Genomic DNA, 18581 nt, shown 5'->3' with positions numbered 1-18581 from the left:
GCAGGGTGTATAATCGTCGCAGAGGCTTTTTTCACCGTCCAACCCAATAATGGCTCGATTAGTCAGTTTTAAAGAATTCGTCGATTCTATAAACCGTACGACGGTCTTTTAAAGGCGTTTGTCGGTATAAGTTTGAGATGTTTGCCAGATAACGTACATTCGGCCACAATTTTAATACGTGTAATCATGAGTAAATATCATCGTACCCTGTTTCATATCATTTTCTGGCTGTTTCTTTATTTCAAAGTCGATTTGCTAAATCTGATAGGCGACAGAAATTATGAATTCAATTGGGATAGATACCAAAGCCAGTTTTTCTGGTCTACGTTGTTTTTTACTATATTTATTACCTATTTAAATCTTTATATTCTTAACCGCTACTTTTCTACCAAGCAATACCTGAAACTAGCTTTGGGTTTCGTTGTGGTTTGTGCCATTTATATTTCGTTCCGTTATTTGCTCGAAGAAGTAATATTCCTACATATTTTTGGGTCACATAATTATTCCGACGAGTCCCGAAGGCTTCCTTATTATATCACCGACAATATTTATAATGTTATCACTTTTGCGTTTAATGCAGGATTTCTGAAAATGATTGAAGATTTTTTTATGAACGAAAAAGAAAAAACAGCCCTGCTAACCGAAAAACTTAATGCTGAAAATGCGTTCTTAAAAAATCAACTTAATCCGCACTTTTTGTTCAATACCCTCAATAATATTTATTCACTTGCCCTAAATCAGTCGTCCAAAACCCCAGAGGCAGTCATGAAACTGTCTGAACTGATGCGCTATATGTTGTATGAGTCAAATCAGGATAAAGTAAGCCTGCATACCGAACTAACTTATCTGAACAATTTTATTGAATTACAGAAATTACGCTATTCGGGACAAACTTTTATTGATTTTGAAGTTATTGGTGGTGTATCTTCGCAACAGATTGCACCTTTAATGCTGATTCCGTTTGTAGAAAATGCCTTTAAACATGGCAGTGTGCAAGATGCCAGCTACCCACTTTCGATTAAATTATTGCTTAATCAGAATAATCTGAGCTTTACGGTGCAGAATCAAATAATTAATCAGAACAAAGATAGATTTGGGGGCGTGGGTCTTGAAAACATCAAAAAAAGATTGAATCTAATTTATTCCGGAAACTATAATCTCGAAATCAAGAATGACGCAGGTAGCTATTCAACTGAACTAAATCTGATATTATAATATGGAGAAAATACGTTGCCTGGCAGTAGACGATGAGCCCTTGGCATTAGATATTCTGTCAAAATATATAAACCAACTCTCGTCTTTAACTTTAGTTGGCACTTGTACCGATGCGCTCGAAGCACTAAGCCTGATACAACAAGGCAAGATAGACTTAGTTTTTGTCGATATTCAAATGCCTAGCCTTACAGGCATACAGTTTTTAAGGGTAGTAAACGGCAAATGCAAAGCTATTCTGACAACCGCTTATTCAGAATATGCGATGGAAGGATACGAATTAGACGTGATTGATTATTTATTAAAGCCCATTTCGTTCGAAAGATTTCTAAAAGCTGTGCAAAAAGCAAGCAGCAGGTTTCAAACAGAGCCTATTATTAATAACCCTGTTATTGAAATCCCTAAACCTGTTGAAACCAAGCCCGTAGTTGCCGAGCAACAACTAGATTTTATCTTCGTAAAAACCGAATATAAAATCATCAAGCTCAGCTTATCTTCTATTCTTTATATTGAAGGGCTAAAAGATTATGTTTCGATTTACACAAGCGAGGAACGAATTCTTAGCCTACAGACCATGAAAAAGATGGAAGAACTGTTGCCTTCCACCCGATTTGTAAGAGTTCATAAATCTTACATTGTATCCTTAGACAAAATCAATTCAATTGAGCGCCAACGTATTTCTATCGGCCGCTCTACCATCCCCATTGGCGATAGTTATTACAAAGATTTTATACGCCTGATAGGCAATCAGTAAATACTTACTCGTTTCTGCCCAATACTTCTTCTATTTGTTGTATCAGGGTTTTGCCGTCTTCATCGCTTGGGTCAATTACTTTTGATACCGCAAAATTGCCGCTTTTATCAATCAGAAAATAAGAAGGCATACCCGAAACCGCATAGTTTTTTACCACCTGGCTATTATCTTCAGTACGAAGATTGATCCCTTTCAAATCATTCGCTTTTACTGCCTCTAGCCAGTCGGCTTCATTATCAGTAGAAATCTGTAAGAACACCACATCTTTGTTTTTGAAATGGTCTTTTATTTTCTCGGCAAACTTCATGTCGTAGATACACGGCCCACACCAACTTGCCCAGAAATTAAGATACACTACTTTACCCTTAAAGTCTTTTAGCGAAACCTCTTTTCCGTCGCTATCTTTCAGTGAGAAGTCTTTGGCAGGCGAGCCTTTAGCCAATGTTCTTTGCAAAGCAATCAGGTTATTGATATGGTTTTTATAGGCTTTATTCTGTACAAAAGCCAGATAATCATAAGCGGGTGTCAGAATCTTTGCATTTGCGCCATTGGTTTCAATGGCGTTCTGTAATTTAACACCCAACATTCGTTCGGCCAATTCGTGTGAGATTTGCTTTTTAGTATAAAGCGATTTAATAAAATTATACTCCTCTACCTCGGTCAGTTCTTTTTTCTTGCGGGTAGCTTCTTTGGCAATCAGTAAATCTACAAGGCTAATATAAGCGTTACCATACTCTAACGAAGCTCCTTGTGCGGCTACCGGCACGTCTTCCAGTTTCAGGCTATTTCTTATGCTATCCTGCGGCCATGACGCATACTTAGAGCCCGATAGTGCCTCAACTTTGTAATTCTGAATAGCACCTATAATATCAGCTTTACGAATATCTTTAAAAGTCTGAGATAAGTTTTGGTAATTTTCCAGAAAATCAAGCTGCTTGTTTTGCTCTTCATCAAGCTTTTCAAAATACTTTTTTAAAGGCAATTTTCGCCATTTTTCAACTTGTAGTTCCCAGTCGTTGGCTATTTCAAATTTCTGCTGATGTTCGGTATAATATTGACCCTTTTCTGAACCCTGCCCATTTATCTGTAAAGTTTTCCAGAATTTGGCGGGGTCAAATTTAATTGTAATCTCATCTTTAGGCTCTACAATCCAGAAATGGAAACTCTGGTCGCTATAATAAAAATCTATGTAGGCAGGGTCTTTAATTGTAGTTATAAAACTAAATCGGTTATCGTTGTTGAGAGTTAATTCGTATTCTTCTTCATTACCAACCCAGTCTCGGTGAAGTATCAATATAGCTCTTCTTTGAGTAGGGTTCTGCACTTCACCCGATATTCTGAACGAACCTTGTGCAAAAGCGGCAGTAGTAATAAAAAATAATAAGGTAATAAGACGAATCATAAAACTATTGGTTGAATTCGGACAAAAAATAATGCTTTCTAAAAACGAATACAGCAATTGAAAAATTGATAAGAGCCATCAAAATTACGGGAATCTTAAACATTATCAATAACAAGAAAAGGATTCCTGTAAAAAACAATCGCTGCATAAACGCATCGTATGATATATTATTAATGTATTGCACATGATGATTTAGAAATATCATTGATAAAATAAATAGCAGTAGCGCTACCATAAATACATAACTAACCTCGGCAGGTAGATTTCTGGCTAATACTATTACTTCGGGTATCAGCAGTAAAAAGTAAGCCAAACCATAATTCAGCAGGCGATACGCATGGCTCAATGGGAGGTTTTTGGCAATCAGTAAAAATCGGTTTTCGAAAACAAAGTATTGCTGACAAAACACCGTATGGCCCGCCGCTACAAAGAGCCCACCCAGAGAAAGCAGACGCTCGTCATAATCGTCTGTTGGATACAGGCTACAAACACCCATCAGCACCAGGCACCCGAATAATTTGGTAAGCAGCAATAAAACAGGTTGTTTGGCAAACAGATACCTCACAAAAAACAGATAGGCAGGCGTACGGAAACGTGCAAAGAATTGTTGCATTGGTTTGCTACGCACTTGCTCGGCATTTGGTCTTTGTATTCTGAACTCATAAACCAAGGCCCCTCCTACTATTAATATAATGTTACAAACTACAATATACCCTACCTCAGCCCATTGTTTCCCATCAATCCCGAATTTTATCATGGCGATTGAGTACAAAAACGTAAGCTGAATAAGGCTTAATTGTACAAGACAAAACACAGCAAATCGTTTAACTGGTGAAAACAAACGAGCATGATACAAAAACTCATTTTGCTTTGACTCGAGCAAGCGCAGTGTAAATAACACAACTTTTAGGCCGTGCAATACCCATACAGCAAAAACTACAAAAAGTACCGAGGGTAGTTTTAGGGCATGCTTAATAAGCGTAATGTGTTCGTTAGCTCGTAGAAAACCAAAGGCAAACATCATTACAGCAAATATGAAAACGGCATTCTGGCGATAATACTCTTTAACAATAGTTAGGTTAAAAATCCTGAATAAGCTTCTCATTGCTGTGAAACGGCTTGGTTTTGTACCAGATACATATTTTTGATAGGTAAGCGCTCGAAACGGAAGTCCTGATGTGAAGACAATAGAAAGCTTACGCCTCGGTTTTCGTAATAATCTTTTACCAATTCATATACTATTTCTACACTACGGTCATCTATGGTTATCAGAGGCTCATCAAGCATAATAAGCTTAGGACTACCCAAAAATGCCGAAAGCAAGGATATTTTCTTCTGCATGCCACTTGAATAAGTCCCAATGGGCGATTTCCAGTATTTGTTTGCACCCAGGTTTTCGGCTAATTCAAACAACTGTTGCTCTGTAGCTTGTTTGGCTTCTGCTACAAACATCAGCAGGTCATAAGCACTCAGATAATCAGGATACAGCGGTTCGGCCTCACTCAGGTTTACCTGTAGCCTATACGCTACTATATCTTTCCGGCAATCCAGATTATTAAATACGATTTCGCCTTTATAGGGTAGTATTCCGGCAATAGACCTGAAAAGTGTCGACTTCCCTGAGCCATTCACACCCTTAAACCAATGGATACCCTCTGGTATTTGCAGGTTTTCGACCTCTAAAATCTTATGATTATTATAGCTTTTCAGAAAATTCTTGATTGTAAGCATTGTTTTGAGCGCATAATTTTATGCGAAGGAAACAAATTTTTATGAATTATCCCTGATAAAATATTTATTTACTCAGAGGAACTAAAAAAGCCTTTTTTAGCCGTTTTTTGGCTTTTTGCACTATTCATAGCTACAGTTTCATGATTTCAATCCAAACAAAATTCGGTCGTAAAAATTAGTCTACTTTTTTGATAGGATTATTTAAACTTTCTCTTGCAATTTTCCTTAAAACGTTGTACTATTCCAACAAGGAGGTATATTTTTAAAACAACTTTTCAATTTTTAAAATTTTTTAATTGACTCGTATTCAATTAGTTACGTAAATTTGCATCAACAAAGGTTTTCAACGGAGACAATAACTGGTATAACTTTTTTTAGTTTATTCTTTTTAATAATTACTCCAAAGAAAACAAAAACAAATACAATTATGAAAGCACTAGTAGTAGCAATCGCAATCATCGCATCAGCAAGCACAAGCTTCGCGCAAAAAAATTCAAGCACTTCAAATGGTAAAGTAAGTGCAGTAGAAACAGTAGCTAACCTTTCGGTTAAAGACCTAGGAGGTCTACGTTTCAAACTTTCATTCGAAAATCCGACTAAGCAAAAAGCGCAGATATATTTAGTAGACAACGATCGTACAGTTTTCTACAACGAATACGCTGCAGGTGATGCTCAATACGCAAAAGCATTTAATCTTAACAATTTGGCTGACGGTGAGTACACTTTCGTTGTTGAAACACCAACTGAGAAAGTATCTCAAAACTTTGTTATCCGTACTCAAATCAACCGCGGTGCAACATTAGCACAAAATCGTTAATCATCAATATGAATTGCAGTCAAACAACCAAGAATTTATAGTCCTCACAAAACCTTTGTAATAACAGCATCGCTTTATAATGAAGTGATGCTGTTTTTTTATACTGAAATTAAAGTCCTCAATAACTTCACTAGCTGAAATAATCAACTAACTATATCATATTCTACAAACCAAATATTTGATTACTAAAACCTTATAGGTCTCTGCTTTTGCATTCACCATTATACTCCTACATTAAAACTGATTAATTATTTCAAATTATTTTTAATTAGTCTAAATAAACTATTACATTTGCAGCGTTATTTATATTCAGTCTAAATAAAAATTAATTTCCAAATGAAATTCCTTTATTTGTTTTTATTTGCATACACTACTGCTTTTACCACTTACGCTCAAGAACAATCAGGGAAAATTGAAGGAAAAATAATTGATAATAACGGAGCTATTGCAGGTGCTTCGGTGATGCTCAAAAACACCCGTTCGGGTCAGCTTACCCAGGCTGATGGTAGTTTTTCAATGAAAGCCCCGGTAGGCAAGCAATCTCTGCTTATCCAATTTATTGGATACCACGCCTTTGAAAAAGAAATTGAAGTGAAAAACAACGAAACGCTTTCTCTCGGTACAATAACACTAAGCGAAAAATCTAACGATTTGCAAGATGTAGTTATAACAGGGCAATTCGGTCTTCAATCTGTTCGAAACTCAGTTTATCAGGTACGTACTATTACCAATGAACAAATCAGACTACGTGGCGCAACCAATATTCAATCAGTGTTAAATACTGAACTAGGTATGCGTTTTTCGAATGACCTCACGCTTGGCACTACCGATGTGCAACTAATGGGGATGTCGGGGCAGAATGTAAAAGTCCTATTAGATGGTGTTCCGTTGGTTGACAGAGGCTCAACCCGTGAGAGTATAGGCCAGATTGATATTAACATTATTGATAGAATAGAAATTGTAGAAGGTCCTATGTCTGTCACTTATGGTTCAGACGCATTGGCGGGGGTTATCAATATTATTACCAAAAAAGGTGAAGAAGGCGCAAACTGGACATTAACAGGCCGTGTGCAGGAAGAAACAGCAGGCGATGAATACGAGCCGTTTAATGGCAAAGGTACTCATAACGAATTTTTAGGTTTAGCCTGGCAGAAAAAGGGTTTACAAGTATCAGGTAATTTCACACGTAACTTCTTCGGAGGCTGGCAAGGACTTTCGACAGGACGAGCCAAAGAATGGATGCCTAAAGAACAATACCTTACAACTGCCGGAATTTCGTACAGAAACCAGAAATTTAATGGCTGGTATCGCTTTAATGGTACTAATGAAACATTAAAAAGTTTAGGAAACACCTACATTAATACACAAACCAACAATCTATCGGCCACAGACCAATATTACATTACCAATCGTTGGTTCCATCAATTGCAGGGCGAATACCAGTTTAATGCTAAAAATAGCCTAACAGCTGCTGCTTCATACACTGATTACAGCCGTAAAACACAGACTACCGATATTGACTTAGTAAGAGACCGCCGAACATTGTCGTTGACTCAGGGCTCACAAGATAAAGCCATTTTCCAGACAACCTTTGTTCGCCTTACTGGTCAACATAAGTTTTCGTCACAAGTTTCATTACAACATGGTTTAGAGGCCAATATCAATTCAAGCTCGGGAGCAAGAATCGAAGGCACGCCAAGCATCAGCGAATTTGCCTATTTCGCATCGTCTGAACTAAAAATAGGTTCTAATATTAACATTCGTCCGGGTTTACGATTCATCAAAAACTCGGTTTACGATGCCCCTCCGGTTATTCCTTCTATTAATACCAAATTCACATTGGCTAAAGGCGTAGATTTAAGAGTAGCCTATGCCCGTGGTTTCCGTTCTCCGGCCTTGCGTGAATTATACTTTACGTTTTTTGATAGCAATCACGCTATCAGAGGAAATACTAATCTGAAGGCTGAATACTCTAATAGTTTCAATGCATTTTTATCTTATCAGGTATTCGAAAAACCAAAGTTACGTCTTAATTCAACCCTTGGCGGTTTCTACAACGTATTTGAAAATCTGATTTCGATTGGTGTTGACCCGAACGACACACGAGTATCTACCTATCTTAACGTAGATTTGTACAAAACCACTGGTTTAACCTGGAACAACACGTTATATCTAGAAAATCTACAACTTACTTTAGGATATTCGCATATAGGCCGTTTCAATCGTTTTTCAACGAGCGAAAGTTTACCAGAGTTTGTTTGGTCTAGTGAAATAAACAGTAATATCCGCTATACTTTTTCTAAAATTGCGGCAAGCATTAGCTTATTCTACAAGTTTACTGGCAAGCAACCTAGCTATCAGGCTGTTTCAACCGAAGCTGGTATCCAGACCCGCCTTGCCGAAACATCAAGTTTCCATACCTCAGACCTGACTTTCAATAAAGTATTTTACAAAAACTTCTCTCTTTTGGCAGGTGTGAAAAACCTGTTCGATGTTACGAGAATAAACAATTCGGCAGTTGACACAGGTGGTGCTCACAGCGCAGGTGGAGGCGCAGTGCCGATGTCGTATGGGCGTTCTTATTTCTTGGGCCTAAGCGCTCAAATATCAAAGCATTAATAATTTTCTCTAATAAAAACCAAAGTTTAACCATTGATTAATACAATGAATAGATTATTTAACAAAATTCTGATTGTATGTGGCATTGTAGTGCTTGGAGCATGCAAAGAAGATGTAGAATTGCCTGACAATTTAGCCGGATTTACCACAGCACAACAAGGTATTGATGGAGAAGAAGCCACTGTTCAAATATCATTAAGCCGTGCTGCTGATGTAGCAGTACCAATAAGCATTCAGTTGACACCTTCATTGGTAACTTACGACAAAGAATTTGTTACTGAACCTGCCGCTGTTAATAATGTATTGAATGTTACGGTTCCTGCCGGACAATCAGGCGTTTCTTTCAAAGTAAAGAAAAAAGCCAACGTTTTTTTGAATGGTGACGAAACACTTACACTCAAAATGACTTCAGTAGGTAGCCCTGTTCTTACTGGCTTAAACACTGAATTGAAATTAAGCTTCGCAGCTATCACTTCAACAGGCAGCACGCTTACACTTGAAGGTAAAACAGCAGAATCGCCCTATTTCAATACAGTTTATGCTGACTTAAGCGCTAATGCTGCTACGCCAGTAGCTAGAAAAAGCTGGAATCTGGGTTTCTACCAAGGTGGTCAATTCAGAGTAATACTTAACCCTGGTTACCAGTCTTCAGCTACCGCTACATCTAAAACTGATATTGCAGCAGTAACACTTGCTGATGCTGATTTGGTACCAGACCTGAACTTTTCTCCTGGTGGCGAAGGCACAGCAGCTTTGGCCGACTCTTGGGATGGCGACCTTACAAAAACTGTTTTTGCAGAGGTTTCGGCTACCGAATCACAAAATAAAGTTTACTTGGTAAGCTTTGAAGGAAGCAAAGCCAAAGACCAATGGTTTAAAGTAAAAGTAAACCGCAATGGTGAAGGGTATAAAGTACAATTTGCCAGAATTGGTTCAACTACTATCCAGACCGTAGATATTGCTAAAAATGCCGATGTTAACTTTACTTTCTTATCATTAGAAGCAGGCAAAACAGTAGATGTTGAACCTCGCAAAGTAAACTGGGATATTGCATGGGGATATAGTACTTCTAACGCAGGCACAGTTCCGCCAACACCTTACTGGTTCCAGGATTTCGTATTGCTTAATTACACTGCAGGTGCAGAAGCAGCGGAAGTACTTGAAAGCGCAGTTACTTATGATGCTTATGCTGAAGCAAACATTGCTACTACTACATTTCTTAAAACCAGAGATGCAATTGGTAGCAAATGGCGTTCAACCGCTCCGGGTGGTACAACAGGTATCAGAAAAGACCGTTTCTATGTTGTAAAAGATCCACTAGGCAACGTTTATAAAGTTAAATTTGTAAGCATGGGTCTAGGAGCTGACGGTGGCGAACGTGGGCGTCCTGTAATTGAATACAAATTAGTAAAAAAGAAATAGATTTAGTTTAGAGTTAAAAGCAGAACAAAAAGGTTATGGAAATTCTATAACCTTTTTTTGTGGCCGTTTATCAGATATAATGCAAGTGTTGGTCGAACAATACAGTACGATAGTCTATATTATTCGGTAAAACTGAAAGTACAATCTTGAATCCTTTGGGTTTCTGGCTTATATTTGGAATATTATTATTTGTAACTATCCGTTAAAATCTATAAAAGTATTAAGAAAATTGCTTAAACTTGGTAGATTTTAAAACCATCAAAGTCAACCCCCTCAATTTCTAATGAATAACTTTAATATTAACCGACGCCGCTTTTTACAGGGCGCGTCAGCCTCTCTTGCTTTATCTACATTTGGTGCAAGAGGTATGGACATCATCAATCCACCAAGTGCATATCGTGTAGCATTAATCGGTACAGGCTGGTATGGCAAGAGCGATTTGTTTCGATTAATTCAGGTTGCACCTGTTGAAGTAGTAGCACTTTGCGATGTTGATAAAAACATGCTTAATGCCGCAGGAAAACTTGTGAGCCAACGCCAGAAATCAGGTAAAGTACCTAAACTCTATACCGACTACCGTAAATTATTGGCCGATAATCAGTTGGATATTGTATTAATTGGAACACCAGACCACTGGCATGCCCTCAATATGATTGACGCTGTAAAAGCAGGTGCCCACGTATATGTACAAAAACCCATTAGTGTTGATGTAATGGAAGGCGAGGCTATGGTGGCCGCTGCCCGTAAATATAATAAAGTAGTGCAAGTTGGTACACAACGCAAAAGCACGCCTCACTTAATTGATGCCAAAAAGAATATTGTTGATGCCGGTTTGTTAGGTAAAATATCGCATGTTGAAATGTGTTGCTATTTCCACATGAGAAACAACGGTAACCCACCGGTAGAACCTGTTCCGGATTTTCTTGATTATGAAATGTGGACAGGCCCAGCTCCAATGCGCCCTTATGATGGCTTACCGCACATCCGTTGGTGGCGTACATTCAAGGAATATGGTAATGGTATCATGGGCGATATGTGTATTCATATGTTTGATACAGTACGCTGGATGCTGAAACTGGGTTGGCCTAAAAAGATTACCTCAACCGGAGGTATCTATGTACAAAAAGAAGGCAAATCTAACATTGAAGACACCCAATCGGCTATTTTTGAATACGATGAGCTAAACTGTGTATGGCAACACCGCACTTGGGGAGGGCCGAATAATCCTGATTATCCGTGGTCGTTTACACTTTACGGCGAAAAAGGAACATTATGGGCTAGCACCATGTCTTATGATTTTATACCACAAGGTAAAGGAGAAAAAATACATAAAGATGTAGTATATGAAAGAGAAAAATATCCTGAAGACTTAACCGAAGAGCGTATTGAGTTAAATGCAGCACCTGCTACTCGCCTACACATGCTAGATTTCCTGGCTGCTATCGAAAACAAAGGCCGACCAGTGGCTGACATTCAGGAAGGACATATTTCTACCGCAAGTTGCTTACTGGCAAATCTTTCGATGCAAGTAGGCCGCCCTATTGTATATGATCCGGCAAAACGTGAGATAGTTGGCGACCGTGAAGCAAATGGTCTTTTGGCTCGCCCTTATCGCAAACCTTGGATACACCCAGATCCGAAAAAAGTTTAAGTTATACTACAAGGAGGCTGTCTCAAAAGTTTTCTATACCAAATAATATTTGGGAAAAACCCCACCCTAACCCTCCCCAACTGTGGGGAGGGGACAAAAAAGCCCCTCTCCCCACAGTTGGGGAGAGGGGTTGGGGTGTGGGGTTGAAGCCTTGCCAAATAATATTTTGTGTAGTTTTCTTTTGAGACAGCCTCCTTTTGTTTTAGTCAATATCAAATGTCTTAGCTATTTTTTCCAGGTTAAGGCTTCTGGCCGATGCATCAAAAATCTCACGATATACGCCTTGCTTTTCATATAAATCCAGATGTACGCCTTGCTCTACCACTTTTCCTTTTTTCATCACAATTATTTCATCCGAATCAATAATCTGCGATAAACTATGTGATATAATTACTACTGTACGCCCTTTCTTTATAGCATCTAAACTATTTTTGATTTGCTCAGTAGCAATGGCATCTAAACTAGCCGTTGGTTCGTCAAGAATAATAATAGGTGGATTTTTCAGGAATAATCGAGCAATAGCTATACGCTGTTGTTGCCCGCCTGACAAAAGTTGTGCATCTGACTCATACTTATCAGGCAATTCCATCACTTGCTCGTGCAATGATGCCTGCTTAGCGGCCTCTATAATCTGTTCCTTACTGGCGTCCATGTTGCCATATCGGATATTCTCTTCAATATTACCCTTAAAAATATGATTCTTCTGTAAAACCATTCCCACGTCGTCACGTAAAATCTGCGTATCATACTTGGCTAAGTCTATATTATCCAATAACAATTGCCCTGAATCGGGGGTATAAAACTTAACTAATAAATTTATAAGTGTACTCTTTCCGGCACCCGATAAGCCAACCAAAGCTGTTGTTTTTCCGTTTTCAATTTCGATCGATATATCTTGCAAGGCTTTAGTGCCATTCGGATAAGTGAAATCTACGTTTTTTAATAAATAATCACCTTTGATTTGAGTAGGCTTGTAAGTCCCGCTTTTTTCGATAGCTCTTTTATTATCCAGAATTTCAAAGAAACCCTCTGAATACGTGAGTGCATCGTTCATCTCGTCATAGATTCGGTGTAGCTGACGAATAGGTGCCGAAACATTATTAAAGAGCATAATATGAAACATAATAGCCCCAATTGATATTTGCCTGTCTAGTACCAGATATGCCGTCAGAATAATAATAAGCACCACTCCTATCTGCTCTACAAAACTCTTGATGGCATCAAACAAAAAGTTGGTTTTACGGGTTGTAAGCTGCAAATCTGTGAGTTTCAGTTGCAAGCCATATTGCTTTACTTCTTCGTATTTCTCACGAACAAATGATTTAATCACTACAATAGACTCTATCAGATTAATGATTCCGTTACTTTTGTTTTCTCGCTGGTATTTCAGTTTCCTGCGTACACCTTGCAGTTTATCGGCCTGTACGTAGCTTATCCAGAAATAAATCGGCAGAATCATCAAAGCTACTAATCCTACATAAAAATTGGCCGAAAACATCACAATCAAGGCCACGATAGAATTAGCAAAAAGCGGCAGAATATCAATAAAAAAATTCTGTACCAGCTTTGTTAAACTTTCAATACCCCTGTCAATACGTGTTTGCAGCTTACCTTTCTGGTTTTCGCTATCGGCATAGAAAGCCATCTGATAACTCAGAATTCTACTCACAACCTCTTGTGATAAATCTCTTGAAATATTGATTCTGATTTTTTCGCCATAAAACTTCTGCCCGAAAGTAATAAAGGAGTTTATTACCTCTTTAACACATAAAACCAAGGTAATTTCGAGCAATAAAGGATATCCTTGTTGAATAGTAAAATGCTTATCTAGCATTTCTTGAATGGTATCAACAGTATAACGCAACACCCACGGATTTACCTGCGCAGTAACAGAGCCTAATAGCGTAAGCAATAATGCGAAATAAATAAGCCCTCGGTAAGGCTTAACAAAGGGCTGTAAGCGCTTAAATATACTCCAGATATTCATGTATTGTTATGTAGGAGATAGTGACAAGATTCAAGCATCTTGATGCGATTTTATTCTTTCCATTTTATATTACACCCCATGCTTGGAAATTGTATCTCTGAAACTAGTTGATTGGCTAATATCGCATTCAATGCACCTCTCAGGTCACTGCCTGTTACGGGTTTAGGATTTTCTACCCTTGGCCTTGATTCATCTAATCGGCCTCGATAGCGTAATTTCAAGGCATTATCAAAAATATAAAAATCAGGGGTACAAGCAGCCTCATAAGCACGGGCTACGTCCTGAGTTTCATCATAAAGATAAGGAAATGTAAAGCCCGATTCTGTAGCAAAAACTTTCATAGCTTCTGGGCCATCTTGCGGATACTTCTCAACATCATTTGAGCTGATAGCGATAAACGAAACACCTTTAGGCTGATAATCATTTGCCAAACGCACCAATTCTTCTTTTACATGCAGCACGTAAGGGCAATGATTACAGATAAACATAATTACCGTTGCTTGTTCTGAACGCAAATCATTCAAAGATAGTAATTGTCCTGAAACTGTATCAGGCAATATAAAAACAGGAGCTAAAGTTCCGATAGGAAGCATATTTGATTCAGTACGAGCCATAGTGTTGGATTTTTGTTGAGGGAATTGAGTTAACTAAAATTACCTTATTGAATATTAAAATGAGGTCTTCACTCGTTTTAATTGTCAATAGAGTATCTCAGAAGTTGTTTAGAGTTATTTTTTTATTTTAAAGTCCTAACTAACTTCTTAATTAAACCATTCAGGTTTTAATGAATCAAAGTAATAAAATAACACTAAAATTATGAAAAAACAATCAAAATTTCGTACGCTAACCTTGATTGGAGTTTTTGCATTCCTAGCCTTGTCGCTTTCGAGTTGTGTGTATAGTAGCCGCCCGCCGGTTCGTCATTATGATAGGCCTGTTTACGTGCATCGTCCTCCTGCAAGAGTTTACCCAAGAACAAGAGTTGTGGTAGTTCCAAAATATAATAAACATCATCATCGCAATCGCTATGAAAAGCACCACCATGATAACCGTCGTTACGACAACCGTAATCACCGTGGCAGGTATTAATGTATATTTTGGGTCTTAAACCATTCAATAGACTTAGGGTTTCTCATAGCATCTAAAGAAACTGCTTTTTCAACCGGAGTGCCCATCAGTATTTTCTTGATGGGCATTTCCATTTTTTTACCACTTATGGTGTAAGGTATTTCGGGTACAGTAAAAATAGCATCTGGCACGTGCCTAGGGCTATATTGTTTACGTAGCTGAGTCTTAATTTTACTCTTTAATTCGTCGTTTAGAACTTCATCTTGTTGTAGAACCACAAACAAGGGCATAAAGAAACTGCCATCTTCTTTTTCAACACAAATAATCAGGCTGTCTTTTATCTCTGCCAACGCCTCTACCGCATTATAAATCTCTGCTGTACCTATTCTTACACCATCACGGTTTAAGGTAGCATCTGACCTTCCATAAATAATAATCCCTGAGTTTTCGGTAATTTTTATCCAATCACCGTGGCACCATACTCCCTCGTATTTTTCAAAATAACTACTTCTGTATTTCTTATTATCTTCATCTTTCCAGAAAAACAAAGGCATTGATGGCATGGCATCTTTAATCACCAGTTCGCCTACTTGGCCATATACGGGCTTTCCTTCATCATTCCAGGCTTCAATATTAGCGCCCAACATCCGGCATTGAATCTCACCCGAATAAACAGGTAAATATGGACAACCGCCCATAAAAGCACTGCAAACGTCAGTTCCTCCACTTAATGAAATTAACTGCAAGTTTTTAGAGACATTCTCATAAATCCATTCAAATACCTGTCGAGGCAAGGGGGAGCCAGTAGAACCTAGTGTTTTTATCTTAAGCGAATTTTCCTTAAAAAAATGGGAATCTTGCTTCATATAATTGATATAAAAAGCCGCACCGCCGCCAAAATGGTCAACTTTGGCATCTTTAGCAAATCGCCATAAAACATTAATATCAGGGTATGCAGGCGAGCCATCGTACAGGCATAAAGTAGCTCCACAAGCCATCGATGAAAGGGCAAAATTCCACATCATCCATCCCGTTGTAGAATACCACGAATACCGCTCTCCTACCTGTACATCCTGGTGCAAAGCAAGAGCTTTTAAATGTTCTAGCAGGTTGCCGCCTGTGCTATGGGTAATAGCTTTAGGTTTTCCGGTTGTACCTGAAGAATATAAAATCCAGATTGGCGCATTGAAATCTACAGCAGTGAAGCTTAAAGGCTGATTTGGCACAGTAGCTAGAATTGCGTTCCATTTATCACTTTCTAAAACTACGGTATCTGACAATGAAGGCAATTGAGCCGACAGTTCATTTACGATTTCTGATTTGTCAAAAACTTTCCCCCCATAATGATAGCTGCCGCAGGCAAATAAAACTTTAGGCTCTATCTGCTGAAAACGATCAATCAAGCTCTCAAGTCCGAAATCTGGCGAGCAACAAGACCACACCGCACCAAGTGAATTTACAGCCAGAAAAGCAGCAATAGTATCAGGCGTATTTGGTAAATACCCTACTACCCTATCGCCTTGCCCAACGCCTTTTTCTTGCAAGTAATTTTGTATGGCTAAAACCTTATTTTCTAGCTCTGCCCACGAAATTTCTATTAAGGTTTGTGTTTCCGATTGAAATATAATAGCTGGTCTCTCGGTGGTTTTATATCGGAATATATGCTCAGCATAACTCAAAGTAGCACCTTCAAACCATTTGCTGCCAATCATTTCGTTGGCTGGCTGGCGTAGCACTGATTGATAATCTGTGTAACTTTTGATTTCAAAAAATTGATAGATAGTTTCCCAGAACTCAGCAATATTATCGACAGACCACTGCCATAAAGCATCATAATCTTTAAAAGTGAGGTTTTTATGAATCTGTAGCCAAGACTCATATTTTTTTAGATTTGCTTGTTCAATATATGTAGCGGAGGGTGTCCAAAGAGGGATATTCATGCCTAATCTGTTTTTAAGGCAATAATATGAAGATACTTTTATATTTTAAGAAACTATTTGTTAAAACAATTAATTTTATCTCCACTCGAAACCATAACGGGTGTTTTTATAACCTTTCATTTCCATACTTGCATTGCCTATCGGAAAACTAAGTTCGATTCTGATAGGCACACGATTTTTATCATCTGATACCCAGATTTTTATAGCATCTTCGCCTTTAAACATATCATTTTGTGGTAAAACCGGTGATAGCTTAAGTACATCAATTTTACCAAATTTTGTTTTTACTACCCCTTTACCATTGAATTTCACTTTCATATTGTAAACAGTATCATCAAAAAACATTGGTGCAGTAATAGTCTCACCTACCTGCATTTTTGAGAAATCGAGAGTTCGCAAAAAATAATATCCTGATACAACATCGTGTATATTATTTGGCAGGTTAAATGCTTTTTTCTCATTATTCTGCTCTCTAAGTGCCGAATTGGCTGCGTGATCAAAAACAATAACCTGATCTTTTTTATAGTTATTTTCCTGCACACTCATCAAAAATTTTTGTGGTAAAATTGCCGCAGTATCTAAATACGAGCGATAGGTGTTTCTTATATGAAAAAGGTCTGTTAAACCCGTTGTACGGCCAAAAACATTTACTCTGTAACAAGCACGATTATTAACCGAATATATTTGCGGGCTTACTTCTACGGTGGCTTCTCCAACCGAAAATATGCCATATTTTACTTTATATTCAAAGAACTCGCCTGCTTTAAAGCTTGTATTAGGTATAAAGCGGTAGGTGTCTCCCACAACAAAAGAAGATGCGAGAAACAAAAAACAAATTGTCAATATTTTTACAAGATATTTCATCTTACTGTATCTAAACAAAAGTATGTATTAAAAAATTATGCCAATACTCAGAAAACAATGCTACTCGGATAAGCTTTTTTAAGATAGGCCAGATACTTTTTAAAATCCTGATTAAACTTCGTTTTAAATTCTTCCTCAAATTGATTTTGTTTGCTCTGGTAAGTTAAATACCCAATGAAATAAGCATTATTTACTTCCGAGTTGCGTCTGCGGTTCTTTCTAAGCGATTGTATTTTACCATTCATCAACGTATCGGCCGAACTCATTATTTTGCCTATTAAGTCAAATTTATACGAAGTTTTCTGGCTGATTGTTAAGCTCTTATTAAAATTACGATATAAACTGTCTAATAGATTTGCGCCCCTTATTAAATGCTTACTATAAGCATCGCTATATTTCTTCGAAAACTCATATTTTTTCAACTCTTCTGAGTTTTTACCATATTTATAGGCCAAAAACCTGATTGCACCATAATCGCCTATAAAATCAGCAAGATTTTCGTTAAACTCCAAGTTGTTTTTTACAAAAAGCGTTCCGTGTGTTAATTCATGAATAATCAATCCAGCCAAGCGGGCATCAGAATAATACAGCATTGAGCTTAAAATCGGGTCTTTCAGATACCCCAGTGTACTCCACGCCGAAACCTCATTTAACTGCGTATCAAAGCCTTGTTTTTTCAGTTCGGCAATCTCTGCATCAGCCAATGGTTTTTCAAAATAGCCTTTATAACTAAATGTTCCTACAATCGGGAAATGCCACTTTTTTGCTTTTAGCTCAAAAGGTTCACAGGCCGTCATGACCCACAAAATGGGCTTTTGATGTTGGTCATAAAATGTGGTGTAGTTTTCGGAAGGAGAAAGCCCCAGAGAATCAACAGCAAACTTTTTTATTTCCTGAATCAGTTCTATACGTTTTTTCAAGGAATCAGGAAAAGCCTTATCTGCCAGCACTTCTGAAACCGGACGAGTATTAAAAATAATTTTTAACTGACCTTTAGCCTGCCGAAAGCCATATAATGCAGCATCAAAATTGAAAGCAACAAATCCTACAAGGATTATGAAGAATACAAGAAAAAAGTATTTGATAAACTTTTTAAACCTTAGCCACATATTAG

14 protein-coding genes are annotated in these 18581 nt (G+C 37.8%); 6 read left to right on the top strand and 8 right to left on the bottom strand.

Annotated features, from left to right (window positions below; all coding sequences use genetic code 11):
• The first annotated feature begins 186 nt into the window (after positions 1 to 186).
• The gene (locus WAE64_RS09025) at positions 187 to 1215 is read left to right on the top strand and encodes a sensor histidine kinase (RefSeq protein ID WP_340236029.1); all 1029 of its coding nucleotides are present in this window, start codon (positions 187 to 189) and stop codon (positions 1213 to 1215) included.
• 1 nt (position 1216) lies between these two features.
• The gene (locus tag WAE64_RS09020) at positions 1217 to 1966 is read left to right on the top strand and encodes a LytR/AlgR family response regulator transcription factor (RefSeq protein WP_340236028.1); all 750 of its coding nucleotides are present in this window, start codon (positions 1217 to 1219) and stop codon (positions 1964 to 1966) included.
• A gap of 4 nt (positions 1967 to 1970) precedes the next feature.
• Here the strand turns inward: WAE64_RS09020 and WAE64_RS09015 are convergent, their stop codons facing one another.
• From WAE64_RS09015 to WAE64_RS09005, 3 genes are read right to left on the bottom strand one after another with little or no spacing between them, the layout of a single operon-like run.
• On the bottom strand, positions 1971 to 3368 hold the full coding sequence (locus WAE64_RS09015) for a TlpA family protein disulfide reductase (protein ID WP_340236027.1): 1398 nt from the start codon (positions 3366 to 3368) through the stop codon (positions 1971 to 1973).
• Positions 3369 to 3372: 4 nt separating this feature from the next.
• The gene (locus WAE64_RS09010; protein WP_340236026.1) at positions 3373 to 4473 is read right to left on the bottom strand and encodes a hypothetical protein; all 1101 of its coding nucleotides are present in this window, start codon (positions 4471 to 4473) and stop codon (positions 3373 to 3375) included.
• The gene (locus WAE64_RS09005; RefSeq protein ID WP_340236025.1) at positions 4470 to 5099 is read right to left on the bottom strand and encodes an ABC transporter ATP-binding protein; all 630 of its coding nucleotides are present in this window, start codon (positions 5097 to 5099) and stop codon (positions 4470 to 4472) included. Before WAE64_RS09005 ends, WAE64_RS09010 begins: the two co-directional genes overlap by 4 nt.
• A 427-nt stretch (positions 5100 to 5526) precedes the next feature.
• Between WAE64_RS09005 and WAE64_RS09000 the strand changes: the two genes are divergently transcribed.
• The 4 genes from WAE64_RS09000 (at position 5527) to WAE64_RS08985 (ending at position 11608) form a co-directional block, all read left to right on the top strand.
• Positions 5527 to 5916, top strand: a complete 390-nt coding sequence (locus WAE64_RS09000) for a hypothetical protein (RefSeq protein ID WP_340236024.1) — start codon at positions 5527 to 5529, stop codon at positions 5914 to 5916.
• A 336-nt stretch (positions 5917 to 6252) separates the two neighbouring features.
• Positions 6253 to 8535, top strand: coding sequence for a TonB-dependent receptor (locus WAE64_RS08995; protein ID WP_340236023.1), 2283 nt, complete (start codon positions 6253 to 6255; stop codon positions 8533 to 8535).
• 45 nt (positions 8536 to 8580) lie between these two features.
• Positions 8581 to 9957, top strand: coding sequence for an HmuY family protein (locus tag WAE64_RS08990; RefSeq protein WP_340236022.1), 1377 nt, complete (start codon positions 8581 to 8583; stop codon positions 9955 to 9957).
• Between the two features lie 283 nt (positions 9958 to 10240).
• Positions 10241 to 11608 (top strand): Gfo/Idh/MocA family protein, encoded by a 1368-nt coding sequence (locus WAE64_RS08985; protein ID WP_340236021.1) that lies wholly within the window; start codon positions 10241 to 10243, stop codon positions 11606 to 11608.
• 202 nt (positions 11609 to 11810) lie between these two features.
• Here the strand turns inward: WAE64_RS08985 and WAE64_RS08980 are convergent, their stop codons facing one another.
• The 5 genes from WAE64_RS08980 to WAE64_RS08960 form a co-directional block, all read right to left on the bottom strand.
• Positions 11811 to 13595, bottom strand: a complete 1785-nt coding sequence (locus WAE64_RS08980; RefSeq protein WP_340236020.1) for an ABC transporter ATP-binding protein — start codon at positions 13593 to 13595, stop codon at positions 11811 to 11813.
• Positions 13596 to 13645: 50 nt separating this feature from the next.
• Positions 13646 to 14209: a thioredoxin family protein gene (locus tag WAE64_RS08975; protein WP_340236019.1), complete on the bottom strand. Its 564-nt coding sequence runs from the start codon at positions 14207 to 14209 to the stop codon at positions 13646 to 13648.
• A gap of 471 nt (positions 14210 to 14680) precedes the next feature.
• On the bottom strand, positions 14681 to 16603 hold the full coding sequence (locus WAE64_RS08970; RefSeq protein WP_340236018.1) for an acetoacetate--CoA ligase: 1923 nt from the start codon (positions 16601 to 16603) through the stop codon (positions 14681 to 14683).
• Positions 16604 to 16678: 75 nt separating this feature from the next.
• Positions 16679 to 17467 (bottom strand): DUF3108 domain-containing protein, encoded by a 789-nt coding sequence (locus WAE64_RS08965; protein WP_340236017.1) that lies wholly within the window; start codon positions 17465 to 17467, stop codon positions 16679 to 16681.
• 47 nt (positions 17468 to 17514) lie between these two features.
• Positions 17515 to 18576 carry an aminopeptidase gene (locus WAE64_RS08960; RefSeq protein ID WP_340236016.1) on the bottom strand — a complete coding sequence of 354 codons (1062 nt, stop codon included), beginning with the start codon at positions 18574 to 18576 and terminating at the stop codon, positions 17515 to 17517.
• Positions 18577 to 18581 lie beyond the last annotated feature (5 nt).

It is taken from the genome of Emticicia soli, from assembly GCF_037860775.1.
Taxonomy (GTDB): domain Bacteria; phylum Bacteroidota; class Bacteroidia; order Cytophagales; family Spirosomataceae; genus Emticicia; species Emticicia soli.
This window is presented reverse-complemented; position numbering and strand designations above follow the sequence as displayed.